The organism is Chitinophaga tropicalis (assembly GCF_009758205.1).
In the GTDB taxonomy this organism is placed as follows: Bacteria; Bacteroidota; Bacteroidia; order Chitinophagales; family Chitinophagaceae; genus Chitinophaga; species Chitinophaga tropicalis.
In genome coordinates, this window is the sequence record NZ_WRXN01000018.1 from 104,716 (window position 1) to 121,473 (window position 16,758).

The following is a 16,758-nucleotide window of genomic DNA, read 5'->3' on the forward strand; positions in this document are numbered from 1 at the left end:
TGAAACAGAACAAAGGCTTTTTGCCTGGTGACAAAAAGCCTTTGTTCCAAATAGCGTGTAGCAGATCAATAAAAAAATTGTTCTGATATAATCTTCCCATCTACGACCTGGAATATGCCAATCTCTTCCAGCTGCACACGGCCCCTATTTTTAAAAGTAATGTCTCTTTTCAGAATAACACTGAAGAAATCTCCCGTAGCCAGGGGTTCACTACAGGATTGGCTATGAAGTACTTCCCTTGATTCACGGAAAGCTTCGCCTTTGGCCATGACGGCTGATTTTCCTTTTGTAACGATCTGCATACCTTTTAAGGCAGCGTGTTCCGGTTCCACAGATATAACATTGTCTGCATAATATTTATTCTGTATCTCAATGTAATTATTCTGGCATGCCAGTTCATAGTATTTGTTTGCCATTTCCTGTGTAGTCATAAATACTGTTTTTAATATTTATGTGCAAATCTGAAGTACAGGAGTGACAACCCTATGTCAGTAGCCTCCGGCGACCGTTAATTATCCTAATTTCCCGTCCAGTTCCAGCATTTGCAATACTATTGATCGCTTTATCCGTTCTATCACTTCAGGTGTTTCATTATCCCTGGTGATGGCATTTTTTAACTGTTCGAAAACAGGCATGATCTTATCCAGGAATTCCGGATAGCTATACTGGCCATGTGCAGCTTTAAACAGGGATTCCAAACGTACGAGGTGAGATTCCGCATTTATCCAGCGGCTGTTCATGTAGTGATCATAAATATTATCACTATAGTAGTCTTTAGAACCATTTTGCTGCATATACCGGTTGAAGTACGGCCTAAAACGCCGGTATAATTCCAGGCGTTGTTTTTCCTGTTCTGTCAGTTCTTTCTGTTCATCCGGCCATTCGTAAATGGCAAAAGTACATACAAGCGTTACCAGGTAATCTGTGCCGGCTCCTTCGTCTACTCCTGTGGCATATTCTGCAGGCATTTGTTCCAATACTGCTACTACATGTTCGTTTAAATAAGGGTACTGGCTTCCATCAGGCTTCCACCGCGGGCGACGCCCTTTACCAGGCACAGCTCCCAGGTTGGCGTAGGCTTCTTTCAACATTATAAAGTCCGGGCGGTCAAACAAAGGTTGCAGGTCGTTATCCACCATTATTTTATTAAATAATTCATATCCCGAAAACCAGGCAGCGGCTACATATTTAATGGCTTCCCCGTAATTACCTAATGCCACATAAAAGCAGGCCAGGTGGTGATTGAGATAAGGATTTAAATAATGCGAATGATAAGGCTTCAGGTGACTGAACCACTCCAACCCTTTTTCTAAAGAAGAAGTATCCTTCCTTCCGGATTCTTCATACAATTTCCAGCAGAAATATAAGTGGTTATTGAAATTGCGTAAGCAGTTATTATTATAGGCAAACCCCGGAAGAGAGGAAGCTAAGTTCGTTACCAACCAACGGTGGGTGGATTCATAATCATATGTACCTTCTATTGAAAAAAAGGAAACTTCTGCATTCAGCTTTTCAATTTCATCAACGCATTGCTTTAGCCAGTCTAAGAACTGCTCAGAGGATTTACGTATTACTAAAGCCTTGCCAAGGGGAACACCCTGAAGGGATTGTGCCGGAAAAAAACGGTTTTTGTATTTATTGAACCTTACAATTACCAATGGTCCGTCTTTATCTTCTCCATATTTAATAACCGGCGCTACGAGGCTATTTTTCCATTTCTCCACTATTTTCTGCTGTATTTTTCCTTCCTTTGCGCTCAGTTCCTTTTCTGTAAAACTGGTAGCATCTATTTCCTTCACCTGCTCGTTACCCAACCATACCTGTTTTGAGCCAGCAAGCAATATTTCATCGTAAAAAACGATCTTTTGGGGTAACGTGTAGCTGCCCAGATCTTCCTGTAAAATGGGAGTTTTATTGAGATACAGATAATTCTTATCGCTGGCCAGCCATTCGCTGTTCAGTTTGAAAGTAGCTGCATCAGCCATCGGCATTGGATTCAGCTTATCGTCATATACCATATCTTTTGCTATGTAGTAAGTGGTATATGCGCGATGCAGCATTTTAAAGCTTGCAGGATCTGTTTCTATACAGTTATCATCAATAATAACATGCCGGCTGTCATGAAGCCCATAGGGCTCTTTCATCAACTCCTGCAGGTTGATGTTACTGAAGAACTTTATTTCTTTAGCCGGTCCATTACAATAGTAAAAATCTTTGCCATTATAATAATAGTTTTCAAAAACCAACATTGGCTTTAGCGGTGTGGCCAGGTGATATTCTTCTTTCAGCTTTTTTACCCGATGTTCTTCCTGCACCTTTATGTATGCACGCTGAACAGTTTTATCCATTATCTTCTTTGCGGAAAGCAGCACGCGGGAATAATTCTCATCTTCTACCGCATATTTGAAGAAATTCGGCCATGTTTCTTTCACAATTGCTTTCCACTCCTTTTCAGGAATATCTCTGTCTACCCATTTCCGGTTGTTTATACCTAATGAGTACACACAGTCATCCTGACTAAGATTCAGGCTATCCAACGTAGCTGTTAAATAGCCATGGCTGTCTGCCTCAAGAAAGGGTTCTATGTCCAGTAATACCTGTTTATAGGGGCTTTCTTTAAGGAATGCGCTGTTACCATGATTGAAGTAGAAGAAGCCATACAGTGCCTGTTCTTTTTTAATATAACGAAGCATGTGAAAGATCTGTCCTCCGCCATTCAGTTCTTCAAAGATTTCTTTTGCTATTCCCGGGGCTACTTTTTTGAGGTATTTTTTATAGCCATCTTCATTGATAAATACTTTGGCAATTATGCCTACGGGTTGTGACATAGATGATTGGTCTGTTATTTTCTATTGAGGTAATTGTGATATTTCTTTGATAAGTGAGTCCCTACATTAAAGAATTTGTCTGTACCGGAACCAGCGTCTTTATACTCCATGTCCAGCAATTCTTTGTTGAAATATGTTGTAAGCTCTTCCAGGGTATGGCGGCTCCAGTCTGTTTTTTTGAGGGCATGTTTACCTCTGTCTTCTGTTGCGTAAATGAAGGGAAATGAGAATTCCTTTTGTACAGATAGCTTGCCGGCTTTTATTTCAGCATCAGACATGTTTATCAACGTATGAATGGTTGTATTTCCAGTCACAGTGAGGCAGGTGCTTTTCTTAAGGCCTTTGCCTTCTATGAAGAATACTTCTTCCACGTTTAAGTTACCGGCAACCTGGGCCAGGCCTTCTGTTTTGTCAGGGTAACGTGTCCACATGTTCTTAGTTTCTACATTTCCAGCTATCAGCCCCTGATAAAAACTTAAAACTTTGCAATGCACGTTGCCTAACACTACCGGTTGAGAAAGACGCAGGTCTTCGTTATCATTTACATACTTGTAGAAAACGTCCCAATAAATATCATTCAGATCGAGGGTTTCTGTTTCGATATCACCTTCATGAACAGGGAAAAGGCTTTCATCAAACTGGGTTTTGTCCTTTGCTTTTTCGTACAGCGCTTCCAGTTTATTACCTGCCGGCAGGATTTTTTTTAAGTCCTTGTAGGGAACAGTTTTTAAGTTGTTTCCGTGAATCATTGTTCTATTTATTTAGCGAGTATAGGTTTTCAATTTCCTGATTGGCATTATTTGCGGTTTTTACAATATACTGACGAAAATAATATTTCCATTTTAAAAATACTACAAACTTTGTCCCAGCTATAGCAAGATACAATATATTTCTAAAATATGTATAATTGACAATATAATCAAAGTGTATCAGTCTGACGGTGTAACTGATTTTTACAGAGGGCTGTAGGAGGTTAATGTTCAATACTATAATCTATGGAGCTGTAATCCTTGTTTTGTACCATAAAATACAATACTTCTTCGCAATTCTCCCATATCGTATTATTATAAACAAAAAAAGTAAGCCTGATATTGTTACTAATTGTATCTACAGCGCTCACATTCTGTATCTTTTTGAATGAAGGGTGCGCCTGCAGATCTTTATACACTTTCTCCATTCTACCTTTTTGAACTGTGGCATTAATACAAACAATAGTAGGTCCATAATTATACACACCTATATTAACTATGCAGAACAACACAATTCCTATTAACACTTTAATCAGAAACTTCTGTAACATACGACGGAAATTAAAGGCAGCTGTAGATACAGCCGCCTTATTTACACCTACCTTTTTACTAGAATATTGCACGTTTTAATAATCAGCAACCAATACGTTCAGCTCAGCCTGCCTGAGACATGAAGAGCTCTATCTATAATTTCCTTTAGTGAATGCTCTCTTTGTGCATTCATAGAGGGGACTGATAGTAAAAGAAAGAAAGCATGTAAAAATTGTTTCATGAATCTCTGATAATTTGAATTGAGCATTTAAAGGAAGACCCTACCATATTTTTTTAGTATGGTACAAAGGTTCATACATATCCTGTACTGTACAATTGAATGTAAGATGAGATGGACAAATTGAGGAATGAAAGGGATTATGCTAAACTGAACGGAATGAGGGTCTTATAAGCATTCAATGCTGAGACAACCACTCTACAAACAGGGTGGTTTTTAACTTGCCTACCAGGATCTGCTCTTTAAAGGGTATGTTAAGGTTTACTACGATCTTACGGTTAAAGAAATGAGTGGCGTCCTTTACCGCTTTCCGGTTTACAAGGTATTGCCGGTTGGCCCTGAAAAAAGAAGGGGCAAAAGAGCATTCCAGGTCTTCAAGATTTTCGTTTACAATGAATTTTTCCTGGCTGAAAGTGTAGGCGAAGGTATATCCGTTCTCACTAAAGAACACTGCTATCGTAGCAGCTTCCAGGGGGATGATCTTATCTCTTTGCCGGATGATCACGGCATTTTTCCGGGGAGAGATCTTTGTTTCGAGCAGGTTTAACTGTTCTTTATACTTCTCATTATTTCTTGTAAACTTTTTCTCCAGTGTAACATATTTTGTCAGCGCTTTTTCTATCGCTGTTTTGTTAAAGGGCTTCAGTATATAGTCAATACCTGTAGTTTCAAATGCTTCTGAGAAATAATTATTGTAAGCGGTGCAGAAAATAATAGGTACCTGGGTCTCCATTTTTCTGAATATATCAAAACTAAGTCCATCCCCCAACCTGATATCAGAAAAGATCAGATCTGTATCAGTGTTATTCTTAAAATATTCAATCGCTTCTTCTACGGAATGCAGTACTGCGGCAATCTCTACATCTGTTCCTGTTGCAAGAATGGTCCTCTTCAGATCTTTTGCAGTAAGTTTCTCATCTTCAATAATTACAACTTTCATACGTGATGATCATTTAGCAGGTATACTTTGGCGCTGAACTCGTCTTTGGTATCGATGATCTCTATCTCTTTATTTGCAATAATTCTATAACGCTGTCTCAGGTTTCTTAATCCTGTACCTATAGTATCTACAGCCTTTGCAGGCATTTTATTGTTACTTACCAGGATGGCATCGCCATCTATATAATTAATATTGATATACAGTGGTCTTTTTTCTGTAAATGTGTTATGTTTAAGAGCATTCTCCACGAGTGTCTGAAGAGCATAGGCAGGTATCTGCATGTTATATACATTATACGGGATGTTCACATTAAAGATCACAGAATCTTCAAACCGTACCTTTTGCAGATCAATATAATCGTTGGTGAATTTCAGTTCTTCTTCTAATGATACCAGGTCACTTTTATGCACTTCTACGGAATAGCGCAGAAATTCTGATAGCTTTACTGAATAATTTTCAGCTTCATCGGGGTTATCTTTTATTAAAGATTTCAGGACACTAAGCGTATTAAACAAAAAGTGAGGCTGAAGTTGCTGAAGCAACACCTGCTTCTGTGTTTCAAGGTTACTTACTTTGAGGCGCTGGATTTCAATTTCGGCATTCTTATGTTTTTGCGTTGCCAATATTGAGTTGCATATTATCATAATAATGGCATTAACCGCAATTGTTGAAACAATCGGATATACAATGAAAGTATCCTTTCTGAAATATATTTCACCTTCAGCAACAAAAGAAGGCTCCGGTAATCTCTCTTTAAGTAAAGCCAGCAGCGTATAAATAACAAAAATAACAGCATAACTGAGAATATACCATCTCCATTTTTTCTCTGCTCCTAAATGACGGATGATAGAGATGTTAATGCCCCAGAAGACGAGCACATTAGCCGTCAGAACAGAACCTGCGAACAGGAGGAAAATAACCGGCACCTTATTAAAAACGTAAACAGGAGTTACCCCGTATAAAGCAATTATCGGCGACGAAATAACGGCTGTCTTCATTAATCTTATATGTAGATCCTTATCCATGCTAATTACTCCAAAGTTAAATTATTTCAAACTAAATGTTTCCGGTAACAAGCACCTCTTAACCGGGTATTTGTCCTTCATTTAATGATTATTGCCATTTGAGCCTACATTTTGTCCATTTCAACAAGGCCTACACATTTTGTTTTCAGTATATACCGCACATTTGGCATTTCATACAGAAAATACTCTTCAATGAAAATCAAAAAAGGGGTTAGTCTGCCTTCTTTATTTATATTAACAGGCCTTTTATATAGTGTAAAAATCAATGCCCAGCAACAACTACAGGATAATGACTGGGAGCTTGCCAAATTTGACCGGTATGAAAAGAAGCTGAAATTCAGCATGGATTCCCTGAAGCTGATCTATAAGCATAGATGGTCTGTAGGATTTTCATTTGGTGGAATTTATATGCCCGGATATACTTCTGTGGAGAAGGATTACAAGACGGGTGTGGATATGCGTCACAGGCATTCGGTATACATGTTTTCGCTGGAATATTACCTTACCAATATAACAAGAGTTGGACTGGAAGCAGGATGGCAGAAGCTGCCTCAGAAAATTGAAAGTGATCCGGATAACGGGGCTATTAAAGGAGGCGGTGGTATCAACGTTCCTGTCTTAGCATACGTTAAGAGAGATCTTTTTGGAGGTGTTGTGAACAGAACTGCGGAAGAGCTGAAGAGTGGAAGCATTCATAACCGGCCATCCTTCTTCATGATGGCTGGAGCAGGAGTAACCTTTACCAACCTGGTGAGGGTCCGGGCTAACCGGAATGATGCGTATCTTTCATGGTATAAGCAGACTCCTTTTACTTCCAAGCTGGGTATAGGAATGTATCAACGGGTTGGAAGGGTTATAGGTGTTGAACTTATTGCCAATTACCAGCTTTCGAGTAATTATTCACCACATATAGGCAGTGTAAACGCCTACAGCGGATTTGGTTTTTCTACAAGATTCAGTGTTATTGGCAACGGAAAATTCAGTAAAGTAAAGAAACAGATAGATAGCATATATTAGTCACATTGTCTTAAGTGCGGAGGGTTTACCTTGGTGATTTCTTAAATTTTCATAGATCATTTATTAATCACTAAAACCTTATCAAATGGACATCTTATCCCTCAAAAACATCCTGAGTATGCTCATGTTCTCCGCACTCCTACTAAGCAGTTGCGGGAAAACTGTGACAGAGCCGGTAAAGCCAGCTACTTCAGACAACCAGATCAGTGCTGAATTAGCAGATCCAACCAGCGGATGGACACAGACCTCTTACACTTATAACATACAAACTCCGTGGAACCTTTCCCAGCCCAGTCGTTACAGCTATTCCGGGGGAGAGCACCGCTTCTGGATCTACCCGGACGATGCCTGTCAATATGAAGGCTGTACTACCGGTCCACGTTCTGAATTACGCATGAATAATAATTACACCTCCGGAAAACACCAGTTTGAGGGAGATGTATACATTGTATCAGGCTCTGCAGGAACAGATATTATGCAGGTATTCGGAGGGGCAACGAATGCAACTGCTATCATGCTTAAAATTCATTCAGGAAGCAGCGGTACTATAAAGCGGTATGACAATGAAACGCTGATGACGAATGCTTACAATAAATGGATACATGTTAATGTGCAGCATGATGCTGACAACGGTAAGCTATACGTTTACCTGAACGGCACGCTTAAAGGTACTTATGCAGATCGTGGTAATGCGACGCATTACTTTAAATGCGGAGTATATAACATATCCGGTTCCAGGTCTGAAACACGCTGGAAGAATGTTAAATACTGGAAGAACGGTCCTGTAGGGCAGTAATGTGCAATCGATAGTAATGGTGTAATAGCAGGGCGGAGTCAAGGCTTTGCCCTGCTATATACTAATATTTCACAGCAAGCATATTCACGCCATCAAGGTCCTTATAGCTGAACCGGGCATAACGGTCCAGTACCTCCCTGATAGCTTGCTCACCGCTGAAAGTATATTCATAAATGAGATGTAATTTCTCAATTCCTTTGATCAGTTTTTCGGCTCCTCTGAGCGCTTCGATCTCGGAGCCTTCTATATCCAGTTTGATCACAGTTAACTTTTCCTTGTCGATGGCGTTGATATCAATAATGTCGTCCAATCGCCGGCAATCGATATCACCACCGGATTCTTCATTATTAATATAGCTGCTGCTGGTAACACCTTCCAGCACATGGAAAGATACCTTCTTATTCTCACTACCTGCGGCGCATTTCATTACCTGTATACTTCCCTCCGGTATCTTATTAAGTGCAATGTTCTCAAAGATGGCCTGATGGTTTACGGGCTCAACAGCAACAGATCGTACACCTTGCTTGGCGAGCCAGATATCATATTCGCCTATACAGGCGCCTACGTCAATAAACAAACCGATGTTGCTCATTACCTTTTGCAGATGTTTTTTAATAGCGCTTTCATAACTGAAATTGGCAAACTGGAAATCGGTTGTGCCTTTGCGAAAGCGGAAGGTACCCATGCGGGTAGTGGCGATGCGGGGCCTGGCTGGCAGCCCTTTGAAAAGCAGGTATCTGAATGCTTCTGAAACTGACTGATAATCGCCACGTTTCATAAATTCCAGGCAATAAGCGAAGTACTTTCCATATTTACTTACGCGGAATGGAGATGGAGTATAAGCCATAAGAGATCATAAGTTTTAATAAGGCTTAAATAATCGGCAATAGTTGGGATTGGATGGCTACTGTTCAAATATAAGTGAACTGTCGTGCTGGCTATAATCAGAGCTGAATATGTAATGCTGATGCTATGAACTGATCCTGTTCTATAGTGAATCTACTGTTTTTTTAGAGTACAAAAAAATAAAGTTCTGAAGGGTAGTTGGGGTATTTGAATTTTTTATGATGCATAGCGAGAAAAATTGCTCGAAAAAATAGCTTTCACCTTCGGTGAACGCGATTTTTTCGAGGGGGATTTTTGGGCCTGCGGCCGGCTGAGAATTTTGTCCTTGCAGACAGAGAGGGGCCGAGTTACAGCCCCAGTTTATGCCGGTATTCTTCTGCATAGGAAACACCTGCTTTTGTAGCTGCGTCGATGTGATATTTTGCTTTATGATAGTCATAAAAGGTGGCGCTCATATACAGGATGGCAAGGTCTACATGTACCGTTTCATATTCAGTTACTGCCTGCTGATAGAGTTCCATTGCTTTGTGAAGGTTTACCGGTACGCCTGTACCATCAGTATAAAAACAGCCCATCCTCCATTTGGCATATGCGCTGCCTTTCTTTACTGACTCATTGTAATAAAAGACTGCGTTGGGATAATCCTGTTTTATTTCATAAATATTTCCCATAGCGTCAGCTACATCTTTTCCAGCTTCATATGCTTTCCAGTAATATTCCAGTGCTTTTGTATGATCAACACGTTCATATTCCTCCCTGTAATAAATTTCTCCTAAAACAACATATGCATCTTTATGTTCTTTTTCTACAGCTTTTTCAAACCAATAAACAGCCTTATCAGTATCTGCTACTGTTCCACGGCCATGCAGGTAGGCCAGTCCGAGGTTGTTCATGGCATACATCTCCCCTTTCTCAGCCGCTTTGGTATACCATTCGAAGGCCTGTTCATAATCAATAAAGCCTTCTTCTACTTCATAAACGAAACCGAGATCTGTCATGGCTTCTATATGTCCCAAGTCTATGGCTTTGTGAAAGAGATCTATTGCTTTATTGTATTGTCTGGCGTCTACAGCGTCTTTTCCATCAAGGAAATACTCTTCTGCTTTCTGAAGCGGGCTGGCCAGCTCTTCCAGCAAAGCTACTTCCGTACGGCTGTAAAGGTAGCTATTGATCAGCGCCAGCTCTTTTGCAGCTTCTTCCGGTGTAAGCGGGCGGGTCTTGTTATCACTACTGATGGCCAGTATTTCAGGCTTGCGGAAGCAAAGAGCAACACCGTGTGTTAGTTGTCCGTATTTACCGTTTATGCTTTCATAAAGTGGCTCAGTTATAAATTCACCAGTGTTGTTCATTAAGCCCCAGTACCTACCCTGTTTATAAGCGAGATAGCCTGGCTTTATCCACTTCAGACCTTCATAGTTAGCGGGTAGTATCCAACGGGGGTTTTTACCGGTGTCAAACAGTCCTGTTTTTTTATGTTGTTTCTTTACGACCGCATACATAGAGCCACCATCTTCAGTACTATCTTTCAATATGAATATGTCCTGGTATTCACAGGGTAACAGCCAGCCTTTACCAGGTGTATAGAATCCTTTGCCATCCGTGCTTTCTACGATCAGGCCATCCAGCTGGTATTCAATACGGATGCCTTTATATGAAAGTGGTACCTGTATTTCTCCGTTTGCATCCAGTAAACCATATTTACCCTGCTGGCTTATGATGTAATATTCCTTGTAGATATCCACGTTCTCAACCGGTCCGGATAACAGTTTCCGGAACAGATGTGAGTAGTAAGTGTTACTTCCGTCTTTACCGGTTGCTATAAAGTAAGGGAACCCACTGTCCGGTATTCCGGCAACTTCTACGGCATCCGGCAGTTCTATCTGAACATTCCCTTCCAGGTCTATTATCTGCAATAATCCGTTTTGCTTTACAGCAATATATGTTTCTGTAAGCGCATAGCCATCTTCATAAACAGCAGGCAGTATAAATTCTCCAGTGGTATCGATGATACCAAAATGTCCGTTGTGTTTCACTTCTGCCCAGGCGTATGTAAAATCCCATGCTTCGTCGAAGATGCAGGGAATAACCTCTTCTCCTTCCCTGTTGATAAATCCGTATTTCCCTTCTTTTATCACAATAGCCAGGTCTGATGTATATGGGAAAGGATATATTTTTTTATAGACAGGCGGGGTAATGACAGCACCTGAGATGTCTTTTAATCCGTATAGACTATCCTGCTTATAAGTAGTAAAATCACTATCTCCGTCTGCCAGCACAGAAGAGATGATCTTCCAGCCATAACCGTATCCGTCATAGTTCAGCAACTCCCTGAAGGAGCGGAAGGAACTTCCACGTTGTTTGAATTCGGGGCAGGAATCGAGCATTGAAGGGTTATCAGCCAGAATAGCTGCGGAGATAACTGCATTGTTGTTCCTGATCTCTTCTATCAGTTCTTTTGCCTGATCTGTATGATTGCCTTCGGTACCATCATCAGATATATTAAATACATCCCAGGCATCCAGGTGAAAAAGCGGGTGGATAGCCTGGTTTTCCAGGAAGGTATAGAGCTTTGTTTTTGCGCGTTGAAAGGCTGTAAGATCGTCCACCAGTACTTTATGATGCTTTTCTATAAAATCATATAAGGCCCGCAGGGCTTTGATTCCTTGCTCAGCAGGGGTATACAGCCCTCCTTCTGTACCATTATATACGGGTGTATGAATAAAGGTCTCCCCGGAAAATAGTGGTTGTAATAGCAGGGGGAGTTCATATCCCCATTCCATCATCAGGCAACTGTCTTCTCCTCCTGTTCCGTAAGTTGCCAGCAGGCTTTCAATACCGTTTGTCTTCTGCCTTTCTGTTATTCCTGGTAAGCCGTCGAGGTTGTACAAATACATTCTGTGCGACATGATCTATGCTTTTTCAAGTTGTGGCTGCAAGTATACAATTATTTCATCCTGGTTAAACTCACTCCTTTTAGCGATTTTTCTGAGGATAGAGGGGAAGGATAGTGTATCAGTTTGAATTTTTTATGATGCACAGCGAGAAAAATTGCTCGAAAAAATCGCTTTCACCTTCGGCGAAAGCGATTTTTCTGAGGGTGATTTTTTGGCCTGCGGCCGGCTGAAGCTTCAAAATGATACACCACGAGGGGAAGTTTTATTTGGAGATTTGAAATAATTGTCCCTATATTTGCAGCCCGAAGAATTGAAAGATTCTTATGGAGAGGATCAGTAGTTCAGTTGGTTAGAATGCCGCCCTGTCACGGCGGAGGTCGCGGGTTCGAGTCCCGTCTGGTCCGCAAGTGTAAAAGCCTTCAAATCGAAAGATCTGGAGGCTTTTTTGTTTGACTACATTCAAGTCCCGTCAACGACCTGTAATAAATTATCATTTATATACTCCGTAAAAGTATTAGAGTATACCTGAGCAAAAGCATTGCTGCGTCCCAAAGCCAACCGACAAGGTATAGCATGTTTACCATTAAAATGACCAACTTTAGAGATAATCAACTCTCCCGGCATTAAATAGATATTAGGCTGTCCTGTACCACAGAGCCACTCTTCACACAATTTTTTATTCACCTTTACCCATTGTCTACGGCTATTCAGCATCTTTCTGTGCATCTGGCTAACACTGAAGGTAATCCCCAATGACACCGCTGTATCGCACAGATCACGTATATTCAGTTCTCTTAATTAGTTGAACAACGTCCGGAACGCTAAGGGTGAATGATTGGTTTTCTTCCTGAACAAGGTACTGAATGACTGCACATGCTCAAAGCCCAGTGCATAAGCGATCTCGCTAACGGAAAGGCTGGTGGTAGACAGCATTTCTTTAGCCTTAGCGATCAATTTTTCATGAATATGTTGCTGTGTATTTTGGCCGGTATGGACTCTTAGCAGATCACTCAGATAATCAGGCGACAGATTCATGCGACCGGCAACATATTTTACGGTAAGCAATTCGCTGGGCGTAGCCTGGTTAAAGTGTTCGTCCAATAACTGTTCAAATTTAGCGAGTAACTGATGATTATTATTTTTTCGAGTAATGAACTGCCTTTCATAAAAGCGTGCCGAGTAATTTAATAGCAACTCGATCTGTGTAATGATGATCTCTTGCGTATGTTTATCGATATGGACACACTCTTTATCGATCTTATGTAAAATCGAGATCAGGTCATTTTCTTCATCAGCAGAAAGGTGCAGTGCCTCATTTACGGCATAATCAAAAAAGCCATATTTGCTTATCGACGTACCTAGCTTATGCCCCAATAAAAAATCGGGATGAAAGATCAGCAGAAAACCAGAACCGCATTCTATATGCTGCAAATCAAGATGCTGCACCTGATTGGGCGCTGTAAAACTCAGCACTCCCTTATCGTAATCATAATGTTGCTGCCCATAGCGGATCTTACCTTTAACATCACGTTTAAGCGCCACGCAATAGAAACGGTTAACAAAGCCTTTCCAGATATCATCTTCCAGGAAAACGCTTTCTGACAGATTGATAACGCTAACCAGCGGATGCTTAGGTTCCGGCAAAGAGAGTAACCGGTGAAATTGCGACAACGTATGAATGGCGTTCATTACACAAAATTAATCAATCAGGCCCATACTGAACTCATCGTAAGGAGCTCCGGTATCTGTTCCCAGTGGCACAATGCTTTCCAGCTGCGCCATATCGGCCTCGCTCATTTTAATCCGGGTAGCTGCAATATTCTGCTCCAGATATTTACGGCGCTTTGTACCGGGAATTGGCAATATGCCCTTCTCCATTATCCAGGCCAGCGCCAATTGTGAAGAAGTAATACCTTTCAGGGCAGCCATTGCTTCGATCGCTTTTACCAATTCAATATTCTTTTGGAAGTGCTCGCCCTGAAACCTTGGTATAGCGCGGCGGAAATCATTCTCCGGCAAATCATCAACGCTTTTGATCTGTCCTGATAGAAAGCCGCGGCCTAAAGGAGAGTAAGCGACGAAACCAATTCCTAATTCCTGCAACGTTTGCAGCACACCTCTTTCTTCCACAGTCCGTTCAAACAAGGAATATTCACTTTGCACGGCAGTAACGGGATGCACCGCATGCGCACGTTTAACCGTTTCAGAAGATACCTCTGATAAACCGATATAGCTGATCTTGCCTTCTTTAACCAGTTCACTCATGGCCCCTACTGTTTCCTCTATCGGTGTATTTTTGTCAAGGCGGTGCATATAGTAAAGATCAATATGATCGGTGTTCAAATTTTTTAGCGAGCGCTCCACCGCTTTCTTCACATATTCCTTTTTACCATTGATGGCCCAGGTTACCTGATCATCATCATTGATCTCCCAACCGAATTTAGTGGCTATTATATATTGATCGCGCTTACCCTCAATAGCTTTGGCGATCAGCCTTTCATTTTCAAAAGGGCCGTACAGATCTGCAGTATCCAAAAAGTTACCACCTAGTTCAAATGAACGATGGATTGTAGCGATAGCCTCCTGTTCATCAGCCGGGCCATACATATGACCATCCTGAAAACCGGTCATTCCCATACAACCTAATCCTATGCCTGGAACAACCAGTCCCTGGCTTCCCAATGTTATATTCTTGATTTCCATGGAGCAAAGATCTACATAGATCATCTCCGACATGTATCCAAATCCCCGAATCTGTTCAGCAAATCAAGGATCAGTATCCAAGCGATTTACTAAGAGTTTCCAGCAAAGGTTTTTTAACATAAAAAAGTGAACAAAGCTACCCAAAGGCTCAAATTTCATTCTTGACTATTCAAATGTATTTTTGCACATTCACATATTAAAATACCTGTATCAAATCCTGATATATGCCTTTCAGAAACAATCTATTGTGTTTGCTGGTAATTCTCTTATCAACACAAATTATGTTGTCTTCATCAGTGTTGGGGCAACAAATAATTAAACAAACTCCCGCAGAGAAAGTGTTTTATGCCTGGCTTACTGCTTTTAATTCAGGCAATGCACAACAACTGGAAGCGTACAAAGCTACTTACCACAAAAAATGGGAGGTACAAACTATGCTCGACTCATGGGAACGTACAGGAGGGTACCAAATAGTCCGTATTGAAAAAAGCGAGCCTTTAAATCTTACGGTATTGATGCAAGAAAAGGAGTCGGATGCATTGCACCGGGAAAGTGTAACAGTGGATACAACCGGAAATGATGTGGCGGTCAAAATGATGATTGAGGACATTCAACGGCCTTCAGATCTGGTTATCAGTAGATTATCACAAAGTGAAGCAATTCACTCATTGATCCAACGTGCGGATACGCTCACCAATGCCGGCAGGTTTTCAGGCGCAATATTAGTCGCTTCGGGTAACAAAGTATTATTAAAGCGCGCCTGGGGGGAAATGGATAAAGAGAAGCACATATTGAATACTGCTCAAACACAGTTCCGTAACGGATCTATGAATAAAATGTTTACCGCAGTTGCCATATTGCAATTAGTTGAAAAAGGAAAAATATCACTGGATGGGAAGATCAGTGATTACCTCAAAGACTATCCGAATAAAGATATTGCGCAAGTTACTATCCGCAGATTGTTAAACCATACTGGTGGGACCGGAGACATTTTCGGCCCCGAGTTCGATGTTAACCGCACCAATCTCAAAGATAATGCTGACTATGTAAAACTGTACGGAACGCGAGGACCTGATGGGACCAAAGGATTTTCATACTCTAACTATGGCTTTGTACTGCTTGGTGAGATCATTAGCCGTGTAAGCCATATGTCTTATTACGCTTATATAGATAAGTACATCTTCAAGCCTGCCAATATGAGTAGCACAGGCGAGTTACCCGAAAATGTACATCTTCCTATGCGTGCACCGGGCTACATGCGGGTGAAAGGGACATGGGTAAAAAACGATGAAACGTTACCCTATCGAGGCATGGCTGCAGGTGGTGGTTACTCTACAATAAATGACATGCTGAGATTTGTTCATGCTCTTCAATCCGGGAAATTGATATCCAAAACGATGCTGGACCTGGCTATGAAACCCTACTTTCATGACACCCCATCAGGCTATGGATACGGATTGGGTTTTGAGCTATATGGGGACAAGCAGTTGACAAGTTTTGGTCATGAAGGCGGCGCGGATGGTATGAATGGCGAGTTGCGTGTTTTCCCAAAACTTAACCAGGTGATCGTTGTGTTGAGTAATTTAGATCCACCTTCCGCGCATCGCCTTGTTGAATACTACTCACTACGCATGCCGGAAAAATGACGTATACGGTCCGGGAAAAATCCTATATAAAAAGAATCAAAAGTCGAAAGATTTGAAGGCTTTTTAGCTTTGAATCGAAGTTATTGACATTCGTTATTATGCACCACCAGGTAAAGATAGTATATCAGTTTGAATTTTTTTGAGGGGGATTTTTTGGCCTGCGGCCGGCTGAAAATTCAAAATGATGCATCACCAGGTAAAACAAATTTGGTTTATTGTAATCGTTTATGCACCTTTGCACCTCATTGTGAGGTAGAGCAGAGGTAGCTCGTCGGGCTCATAACCCGAAGGTCAGAGGTTCGAATCCTCTCCTCGCTACGAATAGAAGTCCTGGCTAAGCCGGGACTTTTTTTATATATTCAAAGGGCAGGGTAATTGGGTACAATAAGCGCCATCTGCAGATCTTTCTTCACTTCTTTCGGATCAAGTTGAAAACTTGGGGGATTTTGATTCTAAGCATAGATTTTGGCTAATCTGTAAAGGAAAAACTCTACATCTCTGACTCCCCTTAGTGCATTTCTAAAGGCTTTAATCTTAGCATTGAA

General features: G+C 41.1%; 13 protein-coding genes and 2 tRNA genes. 5 read left to right on the plus strand and 10 right to left on the minus strand.

The window, feature by feature from the left end:
• Nucleotides 1-65 precede the first annotated feature (65 nt).
• From GO493_RS27630 to GO493_RS27655, 6 genes are all read right to left on the minus strand, one after another.
• Nucleotides 66-431, minus strand: a complete 366-nt coding sequence (locus GO493_RS27630) for a SnoaL-like domain-containing protein (protein ID WP_157309479.1) — start codon at nt 429-431, stop codon at nt 66-68.
• Nucleotides 432-512: 81 nt separating this feature from the next.
• Nucleotides 513-2,828, minus strand: a complete 2,316-nt coding sequence (locus tag GO493_RS27635) for a hypothetical protein (protein WP_157309480.1) — start codon at nt 2,826-2,828, stop codon at nt 513-515.
• Nucleotides 2,829-2,842: 14 nt separating this feature from the next.
• Nucleotides 2,843-3,577 carry a hypothetical protein gene (locus GO493_RS27640; RefSeq protein ID WP_157309481.1) on the minus strand — a complete coding sequence of 245 codons (735 nt, stop codon included), beginning with the start codon at nt 3,575-3,577 and terminating at the stop codon, nt 2,843-2,845.
• Nucleotides 3,578-3,801: 224 nt separating this feature from the next.
• Nucleotides 3,802-4,005 carry a hypothetical protein gene (locus tag GO493_RS27645; protein ID WP_157309482.1) on the minus strand — a complete coding sequence of 68 codons (204 nt, stop codon included), beginning with the start codon at nt 4,003-4,005 and terminating at the stop codon, nt 3,802-3,804.
• Nucleotides 4,006-4,524: 519 nt separating this feature from the next.
• Nucleotides 4,525-5,286 carry a LytR/AlgR family response regulator transcription factor gene (locus tag GO493_RS27650; RefSeq protein ID WP_157309483.1) on the minus strand — a complete coding sequence of 254 codons (762 nt, stop codon included), beginning with the start codon at nt 5,284-5,286 and terminating at the stop codon, nt 4,525-4,527.
• Nucleotides 5,283-6,311: a sensor histidine kinase gene (locus GO493_RS27655; protein ID WP_157309484.1), complete on the minus strand. Its 1,029-nt coding sequence runs from the start codon at nt 6,309-6,311 to the stop codon at nt 5,283-5,285. Before GO493_RS27655 ends, GO493_RS27650 begins: the two co-directional genes overlap by 4 nt.
• A gap of 192 nt (nt 6,312-6,503) precedes the next feature.
• Between GO493_RS27655 and GO493_RS27660 the strand changes: the two genes are divergently transcribed.
• Nucleotides 6,504-7,328 carry a hypothetical protein gene (locus tag GO493_RS27660; protein WP_157309485.1) on the plus strand — a complete coding sequence of 275 codons (825 nt, stop codon included), beginning with the start codon at nt 6,504-6,506 and terminating at the stop codon, nt 7,326-7,328.
• Between the two features lie 85 nt (nt 7,329-7,413).
• Nucleotides 7,414-8,124 carry a polysaccharide lyase family 7 protein gene (locus GO493_RS27665; RefSeq protein WP_157309486.1) on the plus strand — a complete coding sequence of 237 codons (711 nt, stop codon included), beginning with the start codon at nt 7,414-7,416 and terminating at the stop codon, nt 8,122-8,124.
• A 61-nt stretch (nt 8,125-8,185) separates the two neighbouring features.
• Here the strand turns inward: GO493_RS27665 and GO493_RS27670 are convergent, their stop codons facing one another.
• Together GO493_RS27670 and GO493_RS27675 are read right to left on the minus strand one after the other, a co-directional pair.
• Nucleotides 8,186-8,971 (minus strand): FkbM family methyltransferase, encoded by a 786-nt coding sequence (locus GO493_RS27670; RefSeq protein ID WP_157309487.1) that lies wholly within the window; start codon nt 8,969-8,971, stop codon nt 8,186-8,188.
• Nucleotides 8,972-9,317: 346 nt separating this feature from the next.
• Nucleotides 9,318-11,876, minus strand: coding sequence for an SEL1-like repeat protein (locus GO493_RS27675; protein WP_157309488.1), 2,559 nt, complete (start codon nt 11,874-11,876; stop codon nt 9,318-9,320).
• A gap of 318 nt (nt 11,877-12,194) precedes the next feature.
• Here GO493_RS27675 and GO493_RS27680 point away from each other — a divergent pair.
• Nucleotides 12,195-12,268, plus strand: a tRNA-Asp gene (locus GO493_RS27680).
• Between the two features lie 394 nt (nt 12,269-12,662).
• Here the strand turns inward: GO493_RS27680 and GO493_RS27685 are convergent.
• On the minus strand, nt 12,663-13,553 hold the full coding sequence (locus tag GO493_RS27685; protein ID WP_157309489.1) for a helix-turn-helix domain-containing protein: 891 nt from the start codon (nt 13,551-13,553) through the stop codon (nt 12,663-12,665).
• Between the two features lie 9 nt (nt 13,554-13,562).
• Entirely contained in the window at nt 13,563-14,567 is a 1,005-nt protein-coding gene (locus GO493_RS27690) for an aldo/keto reductase (protein ID WP_157309490.1), read from the minus strand.
• 224 nt (nt 14,568-14,791) lie between these two features.
• Here GO493_RS27690 and GO493_RS27695 point away from each other — a divergent pair, with 224 nt between their 5' ends.
• Complete coding sequence (locus GO493_RS27695; RefSeq protein WP_157309491.1) at nt 14,792-16,213, plus strand: serine hydrolase domain-containing protein; 1,422 nt, start codon at nt 14,792-14,794, stop codon at nt 16,211-16,213.
• A 246-nt stretch (nt 16,214-16,459) separates the two neighbouring features.
• Nucleotides 16,460-16,531, plus strand: a tRNA-Met gene (locus GO493_RS27700).
• Nucleotides 16,532-16,758 lie beyond the last annotated feature (227 nt).